Annotated in this window: 17 protein-coding genes; 4 read left to right on the plus strand and 13 right to left on the minus strand. The window is 38.8% G+C overall.

Annotation, left to right across the window (positions count from 1 at the left end; translation table 11 throughout):
* Positions 1-121: 121 nt before the first annotated feature.
* Together AC1DFT_RS09750 and AC1DFT_RS09755 are read left to right on the plus strand one after the other, a co-directional pair.
* Complete coding sequence (locus AC1DFT_RS09750) at positions 122-613, plus strand: RNA polymerase sigma factor (RefSeq protein WP_477918998.1); 492 nt, start codon at positions 122-124, stop codon at positions 611-613.
* Positions 606-1,535: a hypothetical protein gene (locus AC1DFT_RS09755; protein ID WP_477918999.1), complete on the plus strand. Its 930-nt coding sequence runs from the start codon at positions 606-608 to the stop codon at positions 1,533-1,535. The genes AC1DFT_RS09750 and AC1DFT_RS09755 overlap by 8 nt, the downstream gene beginning before the upstream one ends.
* A gap of 65 nt (positions 1,536-1,600) precedes the next feature.
* Here AC1DFT_RS09755 and AC1DFT_RS09760 read toward each other — a convergent pair whose 3' ends face one another.
* The 12 genes from AC1DFT_RS09760 to AC1DFT_RS09815 all read right to left on the minus strand — a co-directional run bounded on the left by AC1DFT_RS09760 (position 1,601) and on the right by AC1DFT_RS09815 (position 10,538).
* The gene (locus tag AC1DFT_RS09760; protein ID WP_477919000.1) at positions 1,601-1,909 is read right to left on the minus strand and encodes a CHY zinc finger protein; all 309 of its coding nucleotides are present in this window, start codon (positions 1,907-1,909) and stop codon (positions 1,601-1,603) included.
* Positions 1,910-2,713, minus strand: coding sequence for an energy-coupling factor transporter transmembrane component T family protein (locus AC1DFT_RS09765; RefSeq protein ID WP_477919001.1), 804 nt, complete (start codon positions 2,711-2,713; stop codon positions 1,910-1,912).
* Positions 2,706-3,563 carry an ATP-binding cassette domain-containing protein gene (locus AC1DFT_RS09770; protein WP_477919002.1) on the minus strand — a complete coding sequence of 286 codons (858 nt, stop codon included), beginning with the start codon at positions 3,561-3,563 and terminating at the stop codon, positions 2,706-2,708. The genes AC1DFT_RS09765 and AC1DFT_RS09770 overlap by 8 nt, the downstream gene beginning before the upstream one ends.
* Entirely contained in the window at positions 3,548-4,348 is an 801-nt protein-coding gene (locus tag AC1DFT_RS09775; RefSeq protein WP_477919003.1) for an energy-coupling factor transporter ATPase, read from the minus strand. The genes AC1DFT_RS09770 and AC1DFT_RS09775 overlap by 16 nt, the downstream gene beginning before the upstream one ends.
* Positions 4,349-5,170, minus strand: a complete 822-nt coding sequence (locus AC1DFT_RS09780) for an SDR family NAD(P)-dependent oxidoreductase (RefSeq protein ID WP_477919004.1) — start codon at positions 5,168-5,170, stop codon at positions 4,349-4,351. It abuts the gene before it with no gap.
* Complete coding sequence (locus tag AC1DFT_RS09785; protein WP_477919005.1) at positions 5,167-5,511, minus strand: MaoC family dehydratase; 345 nt, start codon at positions 5,509-5,511, stop codon at positions 5,167-5,169. Before AC1DFT_RS09785 ends, AC1DFT_RS09780 begins: the two co-directional genes overlap by 4 nt.
* Positions 5,489-5,887: an FAS1-like dehydratase domain-containing protein gene (locus tag AC1DFT_RS09790; RefSeq protein ID WP_477919006.1), complete on the minus strand. Its 399-nt coding sequence runs from the start codon at positions 5,885-5,887 to the stop codon at positions 5,489-5,491. The genes AC1DFT_RS09785 and AC1DFT_RS09790 overlap by 23 nt, the downstream gene beginning before the upstream one ends.
* Entirely contained in the window at positions 5,884-7,035 is a 1,152-nt protein-coding gene (locus tag AC1DFT_RS09795; protein WP_477919007.1) for a thiolase family protein, read from the minus strand. Before AC1DFT_RS09795 ends, AC1DFT_RS09790 begins: the two co-directional genes overlap by 4 nt.
* The gene (locus AC1DFT_RS09800) at positions 7,032-8,513 is read right to left on the minus strand and encodes an AMP-binding protein (protein WP_477919008.1); all 1,482 of its coding nucleotides are present in this window, start codon (positions 8,511-8,513) and stop codon (positions 7,032-7,034) included. Before AC1DFT_RS09800 ends, AC1DFT_RS09795 begins: the two co-directional genes overlap by 4 nt.
* A gap of 31 nt (positions 8,514-8,544) precedes the next feature.
* Positions 8,545-9,096, minus strand: a complete 552-nt coding sequence (locus tag AC1DFT_RS09805; RefSeq protein ID WP_477919009.1) for a biotin transporter BioY — start codon at positions 9,094-9,096, stop codon at positions 8,545-8,547.
* A 229-nt stretch (positions 9,097-9,325) separates the two neighbouring features.
* Positions 9,326-9,832 carry a ferritin gene (locus tag AC1DFT_RS09810; protein ID WP_477919010.1) on the minus strand — a complete coding sequence of 169 codons (507 nt, stop codon included), beginning with the start codon at positions 9,830-9,832 and terminating at the stop codon, positions 9,326-9,328.
* Between the two features lie 103 nt (positions 9,833-9,935).
* Positions 9,936-10,538, minus strand: a complete 603-nt coding sequence (locus AC1DFT_RS09815; RefSeq protein WP_477919011.1) for a TetR/AcrR family transcriptional regulator — start codon at positions 10,536-10,538, stop codon at positions 9,936-9,938.
* Between the two features lie 185 nt (positions 10,539-10,723).
* Here AC1DFT_RS09815 and AC1DFT_RS09820 point away from each other — a divergent pair, with 185 nt between their 5' ends.
* Positions 10,724-11,461, plus strand: coding sequence for an SDR family NAD(P)-dependent oxidoreductase (locus tag AC1DFT_RS09820; protein WP_477919012.1), 738 nt, complete (start codon positions 10,724-10,726; stop codon positions 11,459-11,461).
* A 65-nt stretch (positions 11,462-11,526) separates the two neighbouring features.
* On the opposite strand, the gene AC1DFT_RS09825 is transcribed toward AC1DFT_RS09820, so the two are convergent.
* Positions 11,527-12,348 carry a squalene/phytoene synthase family protein gene (locus AC1DFT_RS09825; protein WP_477919013.1) on the minus strand — a complete coding sequence of 274 codons (822 nt, stop codon included), beginning with the start codon at positions 12,346-12,348 and terminating at the stop codon, positions 11,527-11,529.
* 81 nt (positions 12,349-12,429) lie between these two features.
* Here AC1DFT_RS09825 and AC1DFT_RS09830 point away from each other — a divergent pair, with 81 nt between their 5' ends.
* Positions 12,430-13,257 carry an alpha/beta fold hydrolase gene (locus AC1DFT_RS09830; RefSeq protein WP_477919014.1) on the plus strand — a complete coding sequence of 276 codons (828 nt, stop codon included), beginning with the start codon at positions 12,430-12,432 and terminating at the stop codon, positions 13,255-13,257.
* The last annotated feature ends 139 nt before the right edge of the window (positions 13,258-13,396 follow it).

Here is a 13,396-nt window from a genome sequence, read left to right on the forward strand (position 1 = left end):
TAATTATACCGATGTTTGGAATATTTCAAAAATACACCTTAAATAATTACCTAATATTTCAACTTAATTTTTGACCCCTTTTAGCCACTCATTCGTATTAAGTAGTAGGGAGGTGCAGTTGTTGAATGATTATGAGCTAGCGAATATATATAAGCAATTTAGCCCGTCCATATTCAGGTATATGTCCTATTTAGTGCAGCATAAACAAGTGGCAGAAGATTTGACACAGGAAGTTTTTATTCGCTTTGTCAGGGCGGGGGATGTACATAGAACACCAGTAGAAATTCAAGCTTGGCTTCGCAAAACAGCACGAAATATTGCGTTTGACTATTTGCGAAGAAAGCGGCTATTCGAATTTATTCCTTTTATATCAATCCATGAAAGAGTAGGTGAGCACCCATTTTTCGAAATGGAGGAAGTTCGCGAGTTATACGATGCGTTAGGAAAATTAAAAGCTTCTTACCGAGAAGTCATTATATGGAGAAAAATTGAGGAGCTATCTATAAAAGAAACGGCCGAAATACTTAGTTGGAATGAAGAAAAAGTCAAAAACACGTTGAAACGAGCGCTTCAGGCTTTGCGGAAAGAAATGGGAGGTGTGCAGGATGAATGAAGAAAAGTTATTTGAGCAAATGCGAAAGTTAAAGCAAACGGATACGGAACAAAACACATTGATCCAGGCAATTACTGATGCAACAGCAAAGCCAATCAAAAATTGGATGGTTTCTTTCATTAGCACCATATCATTAGTCGCGGTCTGTTTATTAACCTTTTATTTAGTGACACCCGCTAATAATAACCCTATAACTTCAACAGCTGACGCTCAAAGCATTGAAAAGGTATATTATTTTACAAATGGAACGATGGATGAGGATACATTTTTTGAAAAGTGGTCTCCTTTTTATTTACATGTTGGGGTAGTGAATGAAACGAATATGATAAAACAGTTCGCTACTTTTTTAGAAACGAGAGTACCTAAATCTAAGGAAGAATATGTTGATAGTTGGTACAGCAATGATTACACTGCTACCGACATATTAATCATATCCAAAGATGGATCCGAGCGGCGTTTAAAAGAATTGGGCAGTTCTTTCTTTCTTGATCTAAAGACAGACGAGCTGTTTTACATTCCATCAGATGATTGGTTGGACTTTTCAAGCGAGATTTTTAAAGAACCAAATTCTAATTTGGGAAAGATCATTGGAATACTGCTATTATTTTTTGCTCCATTTTCGGTGACATTGTGGTTTAAACGGAAATATCCTATTATTAAATATCGTGAATGGTCGTTAAACTGGACGCATCATTTATTAAACTATTTAGCAATTGTCTCGATTTTAGTCGGGTTCACCTATTGGGAAAATAATTATGGAACATTTCACATTGCTGCATTTGCTGCATTATGGCTTATGTATGGTGCTTGCCAAGTAGCGTATCGATTGAAAAAAGGAGAGCATAAACGCTCTATCCAATTGACCATTATTAATCATTTAATCGGAACAGTTGCTTTAGTTTTATGTGTGTTTGGATTTTAAATTCATATTGCAAACCTCAAAAATCCCAAGAAGAATTATGTCTTGGGATTTTATTGTCAATAAAATCACTCAAAATAAATCGGATAATGTGCAGCACATCTTTCATTAAAAGTTGACTGACAATGCGGACAGCTGTCTGTATTCATATACCCATGAATCGTTAGCTCTGTCTGACAACTCCCACAAAGAATAGCCAGTTCATCAAACTGTTGCTTTGGCCAACGTTCGATTTTGTGATCGGCATCTTCCTCATGGCATTTATAGCAAGGATAATAACGATTACAGCACTTAAATTTTATGGCAATAATATCTTTTTCTGTATGGTAATGCGTACAGCGCGTTTCATTGTCCACGACAGCACCATATACTTTCATCTATAATCCCCCTAACTGTATGATAATCAACGTTATTACAAACAAAATAGCAACTGTTCCTACAACATAATCTATTTGCTGAAATTGCAATAGCTTATACGCAGTTCTTCCCTTGCCCTTGCCATAAGCACGCGCATCAATTGCGTATGTCAACTGCTCCGCACGCAGAATAGTAGTGAACAATAAAGGAACTAAAATCGGAATATAAGCGAGCATACGCTTTACTAACGGTAGATTAACAATGTCATGTCCTCTTGCTTTTTGAGCGAGTACAATTCGGTCTAGCTCCTGCAAAATCGTCGGGATAAAACGAATCGCAATAACGATCATTAAAGAAAACTGTTCGACTGGCACATGAAGTTTAGATAGTGGTGCTAATAGTTTTTCAAGACCACTAGCTAATTCTAATGGCTTTGTTGTTAATGTTAATATGGAAGCTAGCAAAACAAGTAAAATAATACGCCAGACGAAGTGCACCCCATTTTGCAATCCTTCCGCCGTCACCTCGATAAAAGACCAAGACCAAATGACATTCCCTTTGGTGAGCAAGACATTGTAGACAAAAGTAAAGGTCAAAATAAATAAAATGGGCTTTAACCCTTTCAAAAAAACAGGAAATGGAATTTTCGATAGCACCAGAATGCCCAAGACAAATAAAGTGGCAATTATATAACTCGTCCCAGTTTCAAGCACTAGAAAACTAAGCATGATAAGAAAGATACTCACAATCTTTGTCCTCGGATCAAGTCGGTGAAAAATGGAATTCGTCTCCATATACTGACCGATTAATATGGTATCAGACATTTTGAAGCCTCCTTGCCCTCCAAAGTGGGAGAACCTTTTCGAAAATTTCCTGTTCCCTACAACTGGATACATTCATTTTCTCCCCAGACAATTCCTCTACTAGTTTTAATAATTGTATAGATTCTGGTAGCGACATTCCTATTTTCTCTAGTAAATGGGATTGTTCCAAAAATAATGTACAAGTGTCCAATTGTCCTATGATGCTACCTTCATGAAATACAATGACCTCATCCGAGTACTCCGCGACATCTTCCATTTGATGTGACACATATATAATTGTACGATTTTCTTGCTGCTGCCATTTTTTAAGCAATTGTAATAACGCGACTTTACTGATTGGATCCAGACCTGCAGTTGGTTCATCCAAAATAAGCAACCGTGGTTCCATCATCAATACGGAAGTAATAGCTACACGTCGTTTCAGACCACCACTTAATTGGAATGGAGCTAATGGTAAAATGTCTTCGGACAGGCCAAGTTGCGGTAAAATTTTTGATATGCTCTTTGTTATTTGCTGATTAGACATGCCCTGTTGCTTCGGTGCAAAAGCAAGCTCTTTGAATACGGTTGTTTCAAATAGTTGATGCTCTGGATATTGAAAAACAAAGCCGATTTCTGGAATAACCTTTAGCTGTCCCTTAGCATCTCTTTTAGCAGGCTGTTGATCGATTAAATAGTCCCCATCCATATGAGGAATTAATCCTTTCAGCACTTGGACAAACGTCGACTTTCCTGCACCTGTTTGACCTATAACCGAAATCCACTTACCTTCTTCCATTGTGCAATTTACATTTCTTAATGCCATTTGACGAGAATAGTTCACACTCACATTGTTTAATTGATAGACCATTGTGAACGAATCCCTTCTTTCCAATTTACCGTTAACGGTGGTTCTAGTTGGAGTGTTTTACTTAAACGGACGGCAAACGGTAATTTTAATTGATATTTCTCTACAGACATTGTTTCAAAAAAAACGAAAGGGTCGCCATCGAATTCCAGATGTCCTTCATGTATGAGTAAAATACGATCTGCACATAGCACTTCCTCCATATGATGTGTGATATGAATAATCGTCATGCCTTGGTCATGCAGTTCATGCATAATAGATAGCACTTGCTTTCTTCCTTGTGGATCCAACATCGAAGTCGCCTCATCAAAAATTATCATTTGAGGTTGCATCGCTAATATTGCAGCAATAGCTACCCTTTGCTTTTGACCACCTGAGAGTTGGTGCGGCATCGCTTCTAAATGCTCCTCCATCTGAACAGCGCGCAAGGCAGCATCCACTCTCCCCCGCATTTCTTCCCTTGGGACGCGAATATTTTGCAAGCCAAAAAGCACTTCATCCATAACGGTTGTTGTAATGAATTGATCCTCTGGATTTTGAAAGACGAATCCTACTTGCCGATGAATTTTCATGAGATCATCAGGATCTGCCGTATCTAGTTGTTGAAACTTCACCGTTCCTTTCTTAGGAAAAAGTAATCCGTCCATTAGCTTTGCAACAGTGGATTTCCCACTACCATTTGCTCCGACAATCGACACAAATTCCCCTGTTTGAATCGTAAAGCTTATATCGTTTATGATGGGCTGACCTTTTTTATAATAAAAATGAACATGATCGAAAGTAAGCATTTATTCACTTCCCTTTCGACTTTGCCACTTAGTAAAAAACGCATCTATACTATTTTCCGAAAACGCAGCAACTGGCTTTTCCCATTTCGTCACTTTTGAACCATTAACACCAAATATTTGACCAGTTAAATCCGGGTCTTGCTGTGCAAGAAGGGCCCCTACAAAGCGAGCGACGTCATCCGCCTCTCCTACTTTCCAAAAATCCGGAAATGGCTCGTTTTTACTGGCATATTTGTTCTTTAAATGGGCAATCACAGGTCTCGTCATATCTGTTAGGGCGGCTGGTGAAATAGCATTCACTCGAATATGATTGCGCTTTAGTTCTGCTGCAAGCGTCCATGTCATACCAAGTACTCCTGCTTTTGCCGCACTATAATTCACTTGACCAATAGAGCCCCCTAATCCCGCTGTAGAGGTCATTAATAGAATATCGCCACCACTTACTTGCATATGTGGAAGTACTCGCTGAATGCTATAAAAAGCACCGTTCAAATGCACATCTAGTACAGATCTCCACTCTTCATCTGTCATACGAATACATTTTTGATCATGCAAATTACCTGCATTATGTATGAGCACATCTATGCGACCAAATTGAGCTGTAACTGCATCAAGCATTTTAGTAACTGCAGTTGGATCTGCAACATTGGCAACATAACCTATCGCATCACCGCCAGCTCGATTAATATCTTGTACAACTTCGTCTACTAATTCCTGTTTTGTTCCATTCACGACAATCTGATAATCTGATTGCCCAAGATGCATGGCGATACTTCGCCCAATCCCTCTCGTAGAACCCGTAATGATTGTTACTTTTTTCATCGTTGCAACTCCTTCACTAAAAAAGTGCCTGCTGCAATCTTATCGCCTGTTTCCGTCGTAACCACCACTTCAACACTATCCTTCAATCGCTCAAAATTAAAAACCGCTACCGTGTCCACAAAAAGTGGCTTTTGAAATTTCATCTTATATGCTGTAATCCATTGCGTAGGATGCCCTTCTATGTACAATGATTGCGCTAATCCCATGATATACATGCCATGAACGAGAGGTTGATCAAACCCAGCTGCTCGTGCAGCATCCACATCTAGATGAATGGCCGCTTTATCTTTTGAAGCAGCTGCATACTTTTCGATTGCCTCAACTGTTATATGTTTTTTCACGGGGGTCACCTACTTGGATTAATACTGTTTCCGCTGTAACAACGAGATCATCCTTACATTTACAAACGAGCGTATGTGTTAAAAAAGTAAGCATTCCTTGTTTTCCTACCTTTTCCTCCGCGTTCGTTAACGTTAACTCACAATCTAGCACCATTTCTGCTGTGATTGGTGTTTCATATGAAAAGCGCTGTGTACCATGAATCAATGCTCTAGCTTCTTTAAGCCAAGGAATATCGAATTCTTGCCAAAAAATAATTGGCATTGTGGATGGGGCAATAAATTTACCATCGATTTTTTGCAAAGGAGCTTCTATACTTTGTGCGTACCTCGAAATCCACTCGTCCGTGACATACAATTGTTGTTGGACCATGTTCATTCAACTGCCTCTACAAGCGTTGCAAGCCCTATCCCACCGCCAATACCCAGTGTGGCAATTCCCCTTTTAAAAGGCTCGTGCAGCATTTCAGTACATAATCGTGTCATTAAAATGGCACCCGATGCTCCGTATGGATGACCAATAGCTAATGCACCGCCTCCACGATTTACTTTTTCCAAAGGAATGTGAAGTTCCTTTAAAGAAGCTAATACTTGCGAGGCAAACGCTTCGTTAAACTCCACTATATCTAGATCCTCTACTGTCAGTTGCTGCCGCTTTAACACTTTTTGCACGGCCGGAATCGGACCAATTCCTAAATAGTTTGGGTCCACACCTGCCACTTGTGCATCTACTACTCGTAGAATGGGCTTAAGGTTTAGCTCTTCGCATTTATCACGAGACATGATTAATATAAGTGCTGCCCCGTCATTTAGCGGACAGGCATTTCCCGCAGTAACTGTGCCATTTTCCTGAAATACAGGTGACAATCTTTGTAACTTTTCTTTACTAGTATTAGCTCTTGGGCATTCATCTTCGCTAATCCATTCTCCATTAACTTGAAGCGGCACAATTTCCTTCTCAAATCGTCCGGTTTGCTGCGAATGAATAGCTTTTCGATGACTTTCCAAAGCAAATTGATCTTGTTCTTCTCTTGAAATTTCATATTTTTTTGCCACGTTCTCGGCGGCAATTCCCATATCTGGATCACCGTAGCTACTTGGTGTAAACTTGGCACGTGTATATAAGTCCGGTATACCCATGAGGTTTTGTGGCTTAGCCATTTTCCAAGGAGCACGGCTCGTACTTTCCACACCACCCGCTAAATAAACTTCTCCTGCACCACTTTGTATTAATCTAGTAGCCATATTGATCGCCTCTAAACCAGAACCACATTGCCGGTCAACAGTCACACCAGGAACGGTGACAGGAAGACCTGCTTCTAGCGCAGAAACTCTCGCAATATTCCCTCCCGGTCCTACGACATTTCCTATAATTACATCGTCTATCATGTCCTTTGGCAAGTTTGTTTCCGCAACTATATGCTTGATAAGCGGTGCTAATAATTCCTCCGGTTCCAGCGTACTTAACACGCCCCCCATCTTCCCTATAGGAGTACGTTTTGCCATGACAATCACCGCTTCCGTCATACCATCACCTTCTCTATATAATCTTTCATCGCCTGACGTGCCAATTTCCCACTACTCGTGTAAATAAAATTATCTACAGCTATCAGTTGCTTTGGCACTTTATAACTTGCTAAATAATCTCGACAATACTCTTTCACTTCTTCTATTGATAGATGTTGTTGTCCCTCCCATTTTATAAGGGCTGTTACTCGTTCTCCCCAGTATGCATCTGGTAACCCGAGCACCATCACTTCTCCAATAGCTGGATGTCGCCGTAGCACAAACTCTACTTCTTCCGGATAAACATTAAGACCACCAGACACCAACATATTTTTCACTCGACCTGCCAAATACAAATATCCATCTTCGTCCATCGACATATAATCCCCAAGTAGGAGCCAGCCGTCTCGAAAAACCGCTTTCGTCTCTTCTGGTAAATGATGATACCCTAAAAACATCATGTTACTTCGAATACAAAGCTGTCCGATTGTTCCGGACGGCACTTCCTGAAATCGCTCATCACGAACCGATACTTGGACACCCGGAAAAGGCTTCCCTAATGAATTGGACTTTTCTTTTGCATTTACGTCTAAATAACTTATATAACTTGCTTCCGACGAACCGTAGAATTCATATAACTTTGCTTCACCAAACATTTCCTTCGCTCTTTTGATAGACGCCTCCGACCACTTTGCCCCAGAAGATATGAGCGCTTGGATATGCGCCTGCCCTGGAGTAACTTGCTCAAGTATCGGTTCAATCATCGTAGGTACTACAAACAAAATAGCATTGGGATGTTCATTGCAAAGCCGTAAAACTTCCTTCGCGCTAAATTTACGAATGATATGAAAAGTAGCCCCACTATACAAACTTTGCATTACAGCAAACAAGGACAATGATTGGACGAAGGGACCCGGCGCTAAAATATGCTCCATCTCATCGAATCGAAATGCTTCATTGGTCGCTGAAAAGCTCTTGATCCATGACAAATGAGTACGCATATACCCTTTTGGAATACCTGTGGTGCCAGATGTAAAGCCGATAAATAATAACTCGTTTGTATCATCTATCTTAGCTTCCGGTTTTAAACTGACTAGCCAGCTGTCATAGGAACCTGTTTCACCTGTTGAAAAGGTCAACATTTGCATTTCTTTATCCTGAAAGTTTGGATTTGCTACTAGTGCATCCTCTATAAAAATCATTTTAGGTTTGCACTGCTGTAAAATAGTCGTCAATTCATTTGCACTCCACTTGGGATCTAATGGAATCGGTACACATCCTGCATAAATAGCTCCAAGAAAAACCTCCACAAATTCAATCCGATTCCCTGATAAAATAGCGATATTTTCATACTTAAAACCATTTTGATATAGCCCATTCGCTACCTTTTTCATCGACTGGACTAGTTCTGCGTATGTACGAGATTCTTGTCCATCAGTTAAGGCAATTTTATTAGGGTGCTGTGTTGCATTATGTAGTAATGGTCCTACTAGATTCATCTCTCATCATCCTAGTTAATCGTTTTATATTTTAGTTATTAACTTTCTGTTCAATTGGACTAACCGCTTTTATTTGCACAATAATAATGGCTGCAATAATAGCTTTTATTAAATCTCCAGGTAAAAACGCGGTTGCACCAACAAGTCCCGCCCAAATCGACGTATTCGTGATGATCGCCATTAGAGGTGCGCCAATTAGACTAACAAGTACGACACCGAAAATAAAATTGATAACGATTACTTTCCATACTTTTAATGTTGACCATACTCTTTCTATAGCAAGTCCGATACAAAATGCGGCAATGGGCCAGCTGAAAATGTATCCTGCAGACGGACCTACTAACGGAGCAAGCCCTCCCCGTCCACCTGATAATAAAGGTAAACCTAAAGCGACTAATACGATAAATAAAACCAAACTAAGTGCTCCGGCTTTCTTTCCTAAAAAACTTCCTGCAAGCATAACACCAAGTGTTTGTGCAGTGACCGGCACCGGTATAAAACCTAGTGGAATTGGTGGAATCATCCCCAATACTCCTATTAATGCAGCAAATAAAGCAGCAAATACCATTTCTTTTGTTTTCATTTTCTTCCCCCATCAGCACAATAAACAATTGCAAATTTTCAAAAGAAGTCGACATCTATGAATTAAATAAATCATAACTTGAAACTCCATTTGTGTAAACATGTTTTTTTTATTGGTTAACTCATTTCGGTATGTCCCTGTGCAACAAACAATTCTGAATTGTTCGTTGTGCAGGAACACAAAAAATCCCAAGAAGAATCTACTTTCTTCTTGGGATGAACATTACTTTTTACGCTTGGTCCGGTGTAAATGTGCGTGACGCTAACTCCGAATCTAGCATAAAGATGGCATTTGAATCATTTTCGATGCGTTTGATTTTGTTAATTAGTGTATCGAAAGTTGACTCTTCTTCTACTTGCTCGTCGATAAACCATCTCAAAAATGCCATAGTTGCATGCTCTCGCTCATCTAAAGCAATATCCGATAAATTATAAATACGACGTGTCACTTCTTTTTCGTGTGATAATGCAGTCTCAAAAGTATCTAAAATAGAAGCAAAATCGTTTTGTGGATTTGCAAACCCATCAATCGTAGCCCTGTATCCTAAATCACTTAGAAAGTTGTAAAACTTCATTGCATGGAAACGCTCTTCCTCAGCTTGTACTAAAAAGAAATTAGCAAACCCGTCATACGCCTCTGCTGTGCAGTATGCAGCCATTGAGAGATACGCATGGGCAGAATAAAATTCGAAGTTCATTTGTTCATTCAATGCTTCATGTAGTTTTTCAGATAACATTGGGAAATTCCTCCTCTTATAGTATGCAGAAATATTCACTTTCAATAATTAGTATACAACTAGCCATATTATGAATGAAACTAATTTCCCCTATAAGCTTATATTAACGCCCTACATACTCAAATGAATAGATATGTGTTTTTGATAAATCAATCACTTCTTGGATAAATTCTTCTTGGGGAGTATGGAAGTCATTTGAAATCCAATGGATGATAAGTCCGTAAAACCCATAAGACGTATAGCGCTTAAAATAATCCATATTAACGGGCATATCGTTAATCGTTTTGAAAATAAATTGTTCATCGTAAATTTTGGTAATCGTAGATGGCAATTGCGTATGTAAACCAGGTAATGTGTCCTCGTATTTAATAAGTTCAAAAAACTGGCGATGTTCATAAATATAAGTCACCAGATTAAAGGAAGGGAAATTTAACTTAGTTGTATATACTTTTTGCCCGTGGACGTATGGCTTCCCCACTGAATCTTCTAGACCTTGAAGCATTGAATGAAGTAAATCATCCGCTAATTCCATTTTATCTTGATAATGCACATAAAAAGTACTTCGATTATAACTAGCTTTATCAACAATATCTTTAACCGTGACGACATGATAGCCCTTTTCCTTTATCAGTTCGATAAATGCCTGTTTTAAATGTTTTCTTGTCCGATTTTGCCGTTGTGAAAGTTCATATTGTTCATTGTGCATGAATTAACCTCCTGAAAATAGACGAATCCATTCCAAATGTCTACAAGTTAGACAGTTAATGATTTACTAATGATTGATTGGTTTGAACAGACTGATAAAATTAGAGTGTAAGCAAAATAGTTTAACTAGTCACTATATCTTTCCATTATAACAAACACGAAATATAAATTCTGGAGGAGATTCTTTTGGGTAAATTACAAGACAAAGTAGCAGTCATCACAGGTGGAGCATCAGGTATTGGTGCTGCAACAGCAAAACTTTTCGTTTCTGAAGGTGCCAAAGTCGTACTAGTAGATTTAAATGAAGAAAAAGGGAAAGCTTTCGAAGCAGAACTAAAAGCAAACAATGCAGAAGCGATTTTTGTGAAAGCAAACATTACAAGTGAAGAAGAAGTACAAGCTATTTTTAAACAAACAATTGAAGCTTTTGGTAAAGTAGATATCGTTTTCAATAATGCAGGAATTGGTCGTGTACAACCATCACATACACTAGAATATGCGGAATGGCGCAACACGGTAAATGTTGACTTAGATGGCGTATTTTTAGTCGCTCGCGAAGCAATTCGTGAAATGCTTAAATCGGGTGGGGGTTCTATTGTCAATACAGCCTCTATGTATGGCTGGGTTGGATCACCTGGTTCAGCAGCTTACAATGCAGCAAAAGGTGGCGTTATTAACTTAACACGCTCACTTGCACTGGAATATGCAGAGCAAAACATTCGTGTAAACTCATTATGCCCAGGTTTCATCGACACTCCAATTATTCCGGAAGAAAGCAAACAAATACTAGCATCAATGACACCAATGAAACGCCTTGGTCAATCAGAAGAAATGGCAAAGGCTGTACTATTCTTGGCTTCTGATGATTCCTCATTCATGACTGGTAATAGTTTAACAATTGACGGTGGATATACAGCTCAATAATAGATTTTTGCATAAAAAAACCAGACAGCAACTTGTCTGGTTTTTTATTATTGTCACTATTTTTATTACGCTTCCGCTTGTACTTCTTCCACTGTAGCTTCTACTTCCGCACGAGTCATTTTCTCTTTTCCACTCTTCAAGGCTTTTAATGTTTTATGTGCCAGTGCAAGTGGGAGCTTGCAAAACAATACGATACTTTTTCGTTTAATACTTTTGTTGTATTCATCTGCTTTTGCTAAATTATCTTCTGCGTATTGGAACATGTCCTCACGTGTCCAGCCATCTGGGAAAAATTGAACCCCGCGTTCTTTATCTTCGTCTTTGTTACGCAAAATATTTACCGCTTGCAAACCTCGTCCATATGCAATCGCTAGTTCTCGGTCTGTATCGATATCCGCGCTCCACTTCCATAAGTCAGAAAGCATGACCCCAACTAAACCCGCAACATAATATGTATACTCATCCAGATCTTCTTTTGTTTTTACTTGCCAATTCTTTTCTACCCATTTAGCCATACCTTCTGCCATCTCACTTGAAGACTCTTTTACTTTGTCCACTAAATCTACTGGGCAAATTGCAAGCCAATCACCAAGTCTTAAGGAAACTTCAGGCAGGATCTCTTTAAAAGGTTCTACTAGCTGTTCGTACTCTTTTGCATTAAATCCAGTTGCCAACATTTTACTCGTTGCACGCAATAGTGCCTGCTTTTCCTGCGAACCTAACGCTTCATGATCCTCTATTTCATCTATCGCACGCATCACTAAATAGGCAGAGGCAACCGCTTTTTTTAGTTTTGGTTCCAAAAATGTGATTGGTATGTAAAAGGTTCTGCTTGTCTTTTTTAGCATTTCCATTGCTTCTTTTTGTAAAGTTGCTGCTTCCGGCACGACTAAGTCCTCCATTTCACCACTAAATATTCTTATCTTCTATTGTATCGGATTTTCCTAAAAAGACAAAACAACTTCCTTATGAATAAAATACGAATAATGGGAAGTCGCACGGGAACACTAGACAATAATCAGCTTAGTAAGGAGGTCTATACCATCCATTATTTAGATATCGGTCAAGGCGAACCTGTCGTTTTAATTCACGGATTAGGAAGCATAAAGGAATCCTGGGAAAACCAATACGAATTATCCTCCAATTATCGATTGATTATACCCGACCTTCGCGGACATGGTGAATCGGAAGAATATGATAATATTTCAATTTCAGTATTTGCACAAGATGTTTTATCACTACTTGCCTCTTTAGGCATTGAAAAAGCCCATTTTTGCGGGCTTTCAATGGGAGGACTAGTCGTTCAAGAAATTTATTGTCAAAATAAAAAAATCGTACAATCAATGGTTTTATCTAATACCTTTTCGTATGCTCCTACTTGTTTAGGCCAACTGACAGTTATGAAAGGCGCAAGAAACCTGCATTCATCAACAAGCGACGAGTATACAACCTATACTGCAGAAAAGTGTTTATATCGAAAAGAAACCAGTTTAATCGATGCAGCGAAAAAAATGTTTCTTATAAAAAAAACACCCTATCTTGCATCCTCTTTTTCAGCGATCAAATCTAATTATCTTCCTATCCTGCCATTTGTCAGTGTGCCAACTTTAATCATTGGAGGGCAATACGATGAAGTAAATCCTTTGTTTAGTGTCCTTCAAACCAAATGGTTTATGCCACGAGCTGAGTTAGCCATTCTTGGGAACTGTGGACATTTACCAATTTTAGAAAAAAAACATGAATATAATCGTTTACTCACTAGTTTTTTTCATAGATATCAGGAAAGTACCATTTAATTATTTAGCATTTGCATAATATATTTGCTAATCGCAAGGTATTTCTTTCCCTCCTATGCCTAATATAAATAGCTAACCCAGAGTAGGAGTAACTCGTTCACTTGAATGGTACAAAACATAAATGGACTGTTAATCGTAT

The sequence above is a fragment of the Psychrobacillus sp. 05T411 genome (genome assembly GCF_056396485.1).

Excerpts from the sequence above, each read along its gene's own strand:
- AC1DFT_RS09775 (WP_477919003.1), bottom strand. The coding sequence starts at position 4,348 with ATGCTTACTTTCGATCATGTTCATTTTTATTATAAAAAAGGTCAGCCC.
- AC1DFT_RS09755 (WP_477918999.1), top strand. The coding sequence starts at position 606 with ATGAATGAAGAAAAGTTATTTGAGCAAATGCGAAAGTTAAAGCAAACG.
- AC1DFT_RS09795 (WP_477919007.1), bottom strand. The coding sequence starts at position 7,035 with ATGACGGAAGCGGTGATTGTCATGGCAAAACGTACTCCTATAGGGAAG.
- AC1DFT_RS09800 (WP_477919008.1), bottom strand. The coding sequence starts at position 8,513 with ATGAATCTAGTAGGACCATTACTACATAATGCAACACAGCACCCTAAT.
- AC1DFT_RS09830 (WP_477919014.1), top strand. The coding sequence starts at position 12,430 with ATGAATAAAATACGAATAATGGGAAGTCGCACGGGAACACTAGACAAT.
- AC1DFT_RS09770 (WP_477919002.1), bottom strand. The coding sequence starts at position 3,563 with ATGGTCTATCAATTAAACAATGTGAGTGTGAACTATTCTCGTCAAATG.
- AC1DFT_RS09805 (WP_477919009.1), bottom strand. The coding sequence starts at position 9,096 with ATGAAAACAAAAGAAATGGTATTTGCTGCTTTATTTGCTGCATTAATA.
- AC1DFT_RS09780 (WP_477919004.1), bottom strand. The coding sequence starts at position 5,170 with ATGAAAAAAGTAACAATCATTACGGGTTCTACGAGAGGGATTGGGCGA.
- AC1DFT_RS09815 (WP_477919011.1), bottom strand. The coding sequence starts at position 10,538 with ATGCACAATGAACAATATGAACTTTCACAACGGCAAAATCGGACAAGA.
- AC1DFT_RS09810 (WP_477919010.1), bottom strand. The coding sequence starts at position 9,832 with ATGTTATCTGAAAAACTACATGAAGCATTGAATGAACAAATGAACTTC.
- AC1DFT_RS09760 (WP_477919000.1), bottom strand. The coding sequence starts at position 1,909 with ATGAAAGTATATGGTGCTGTCGTGGACAATGAAACGCGCTGTACGCAT.
- AC1DFT_RS09765 (WP_477919001.1), bottom strand. The coding sequence starts at position 2,713 with ATGTCTGATACCATATTAATCGGTCAGTATATGGAGACGAATTCCATT.
- AC1DFT_RS09790 (WP_477919006.1), bottom strand. The coding sequence starts at position 5,887 with ATGAACATGGTCCAACAACAATTGTATGTCACGGACGAGTGGATTTCG.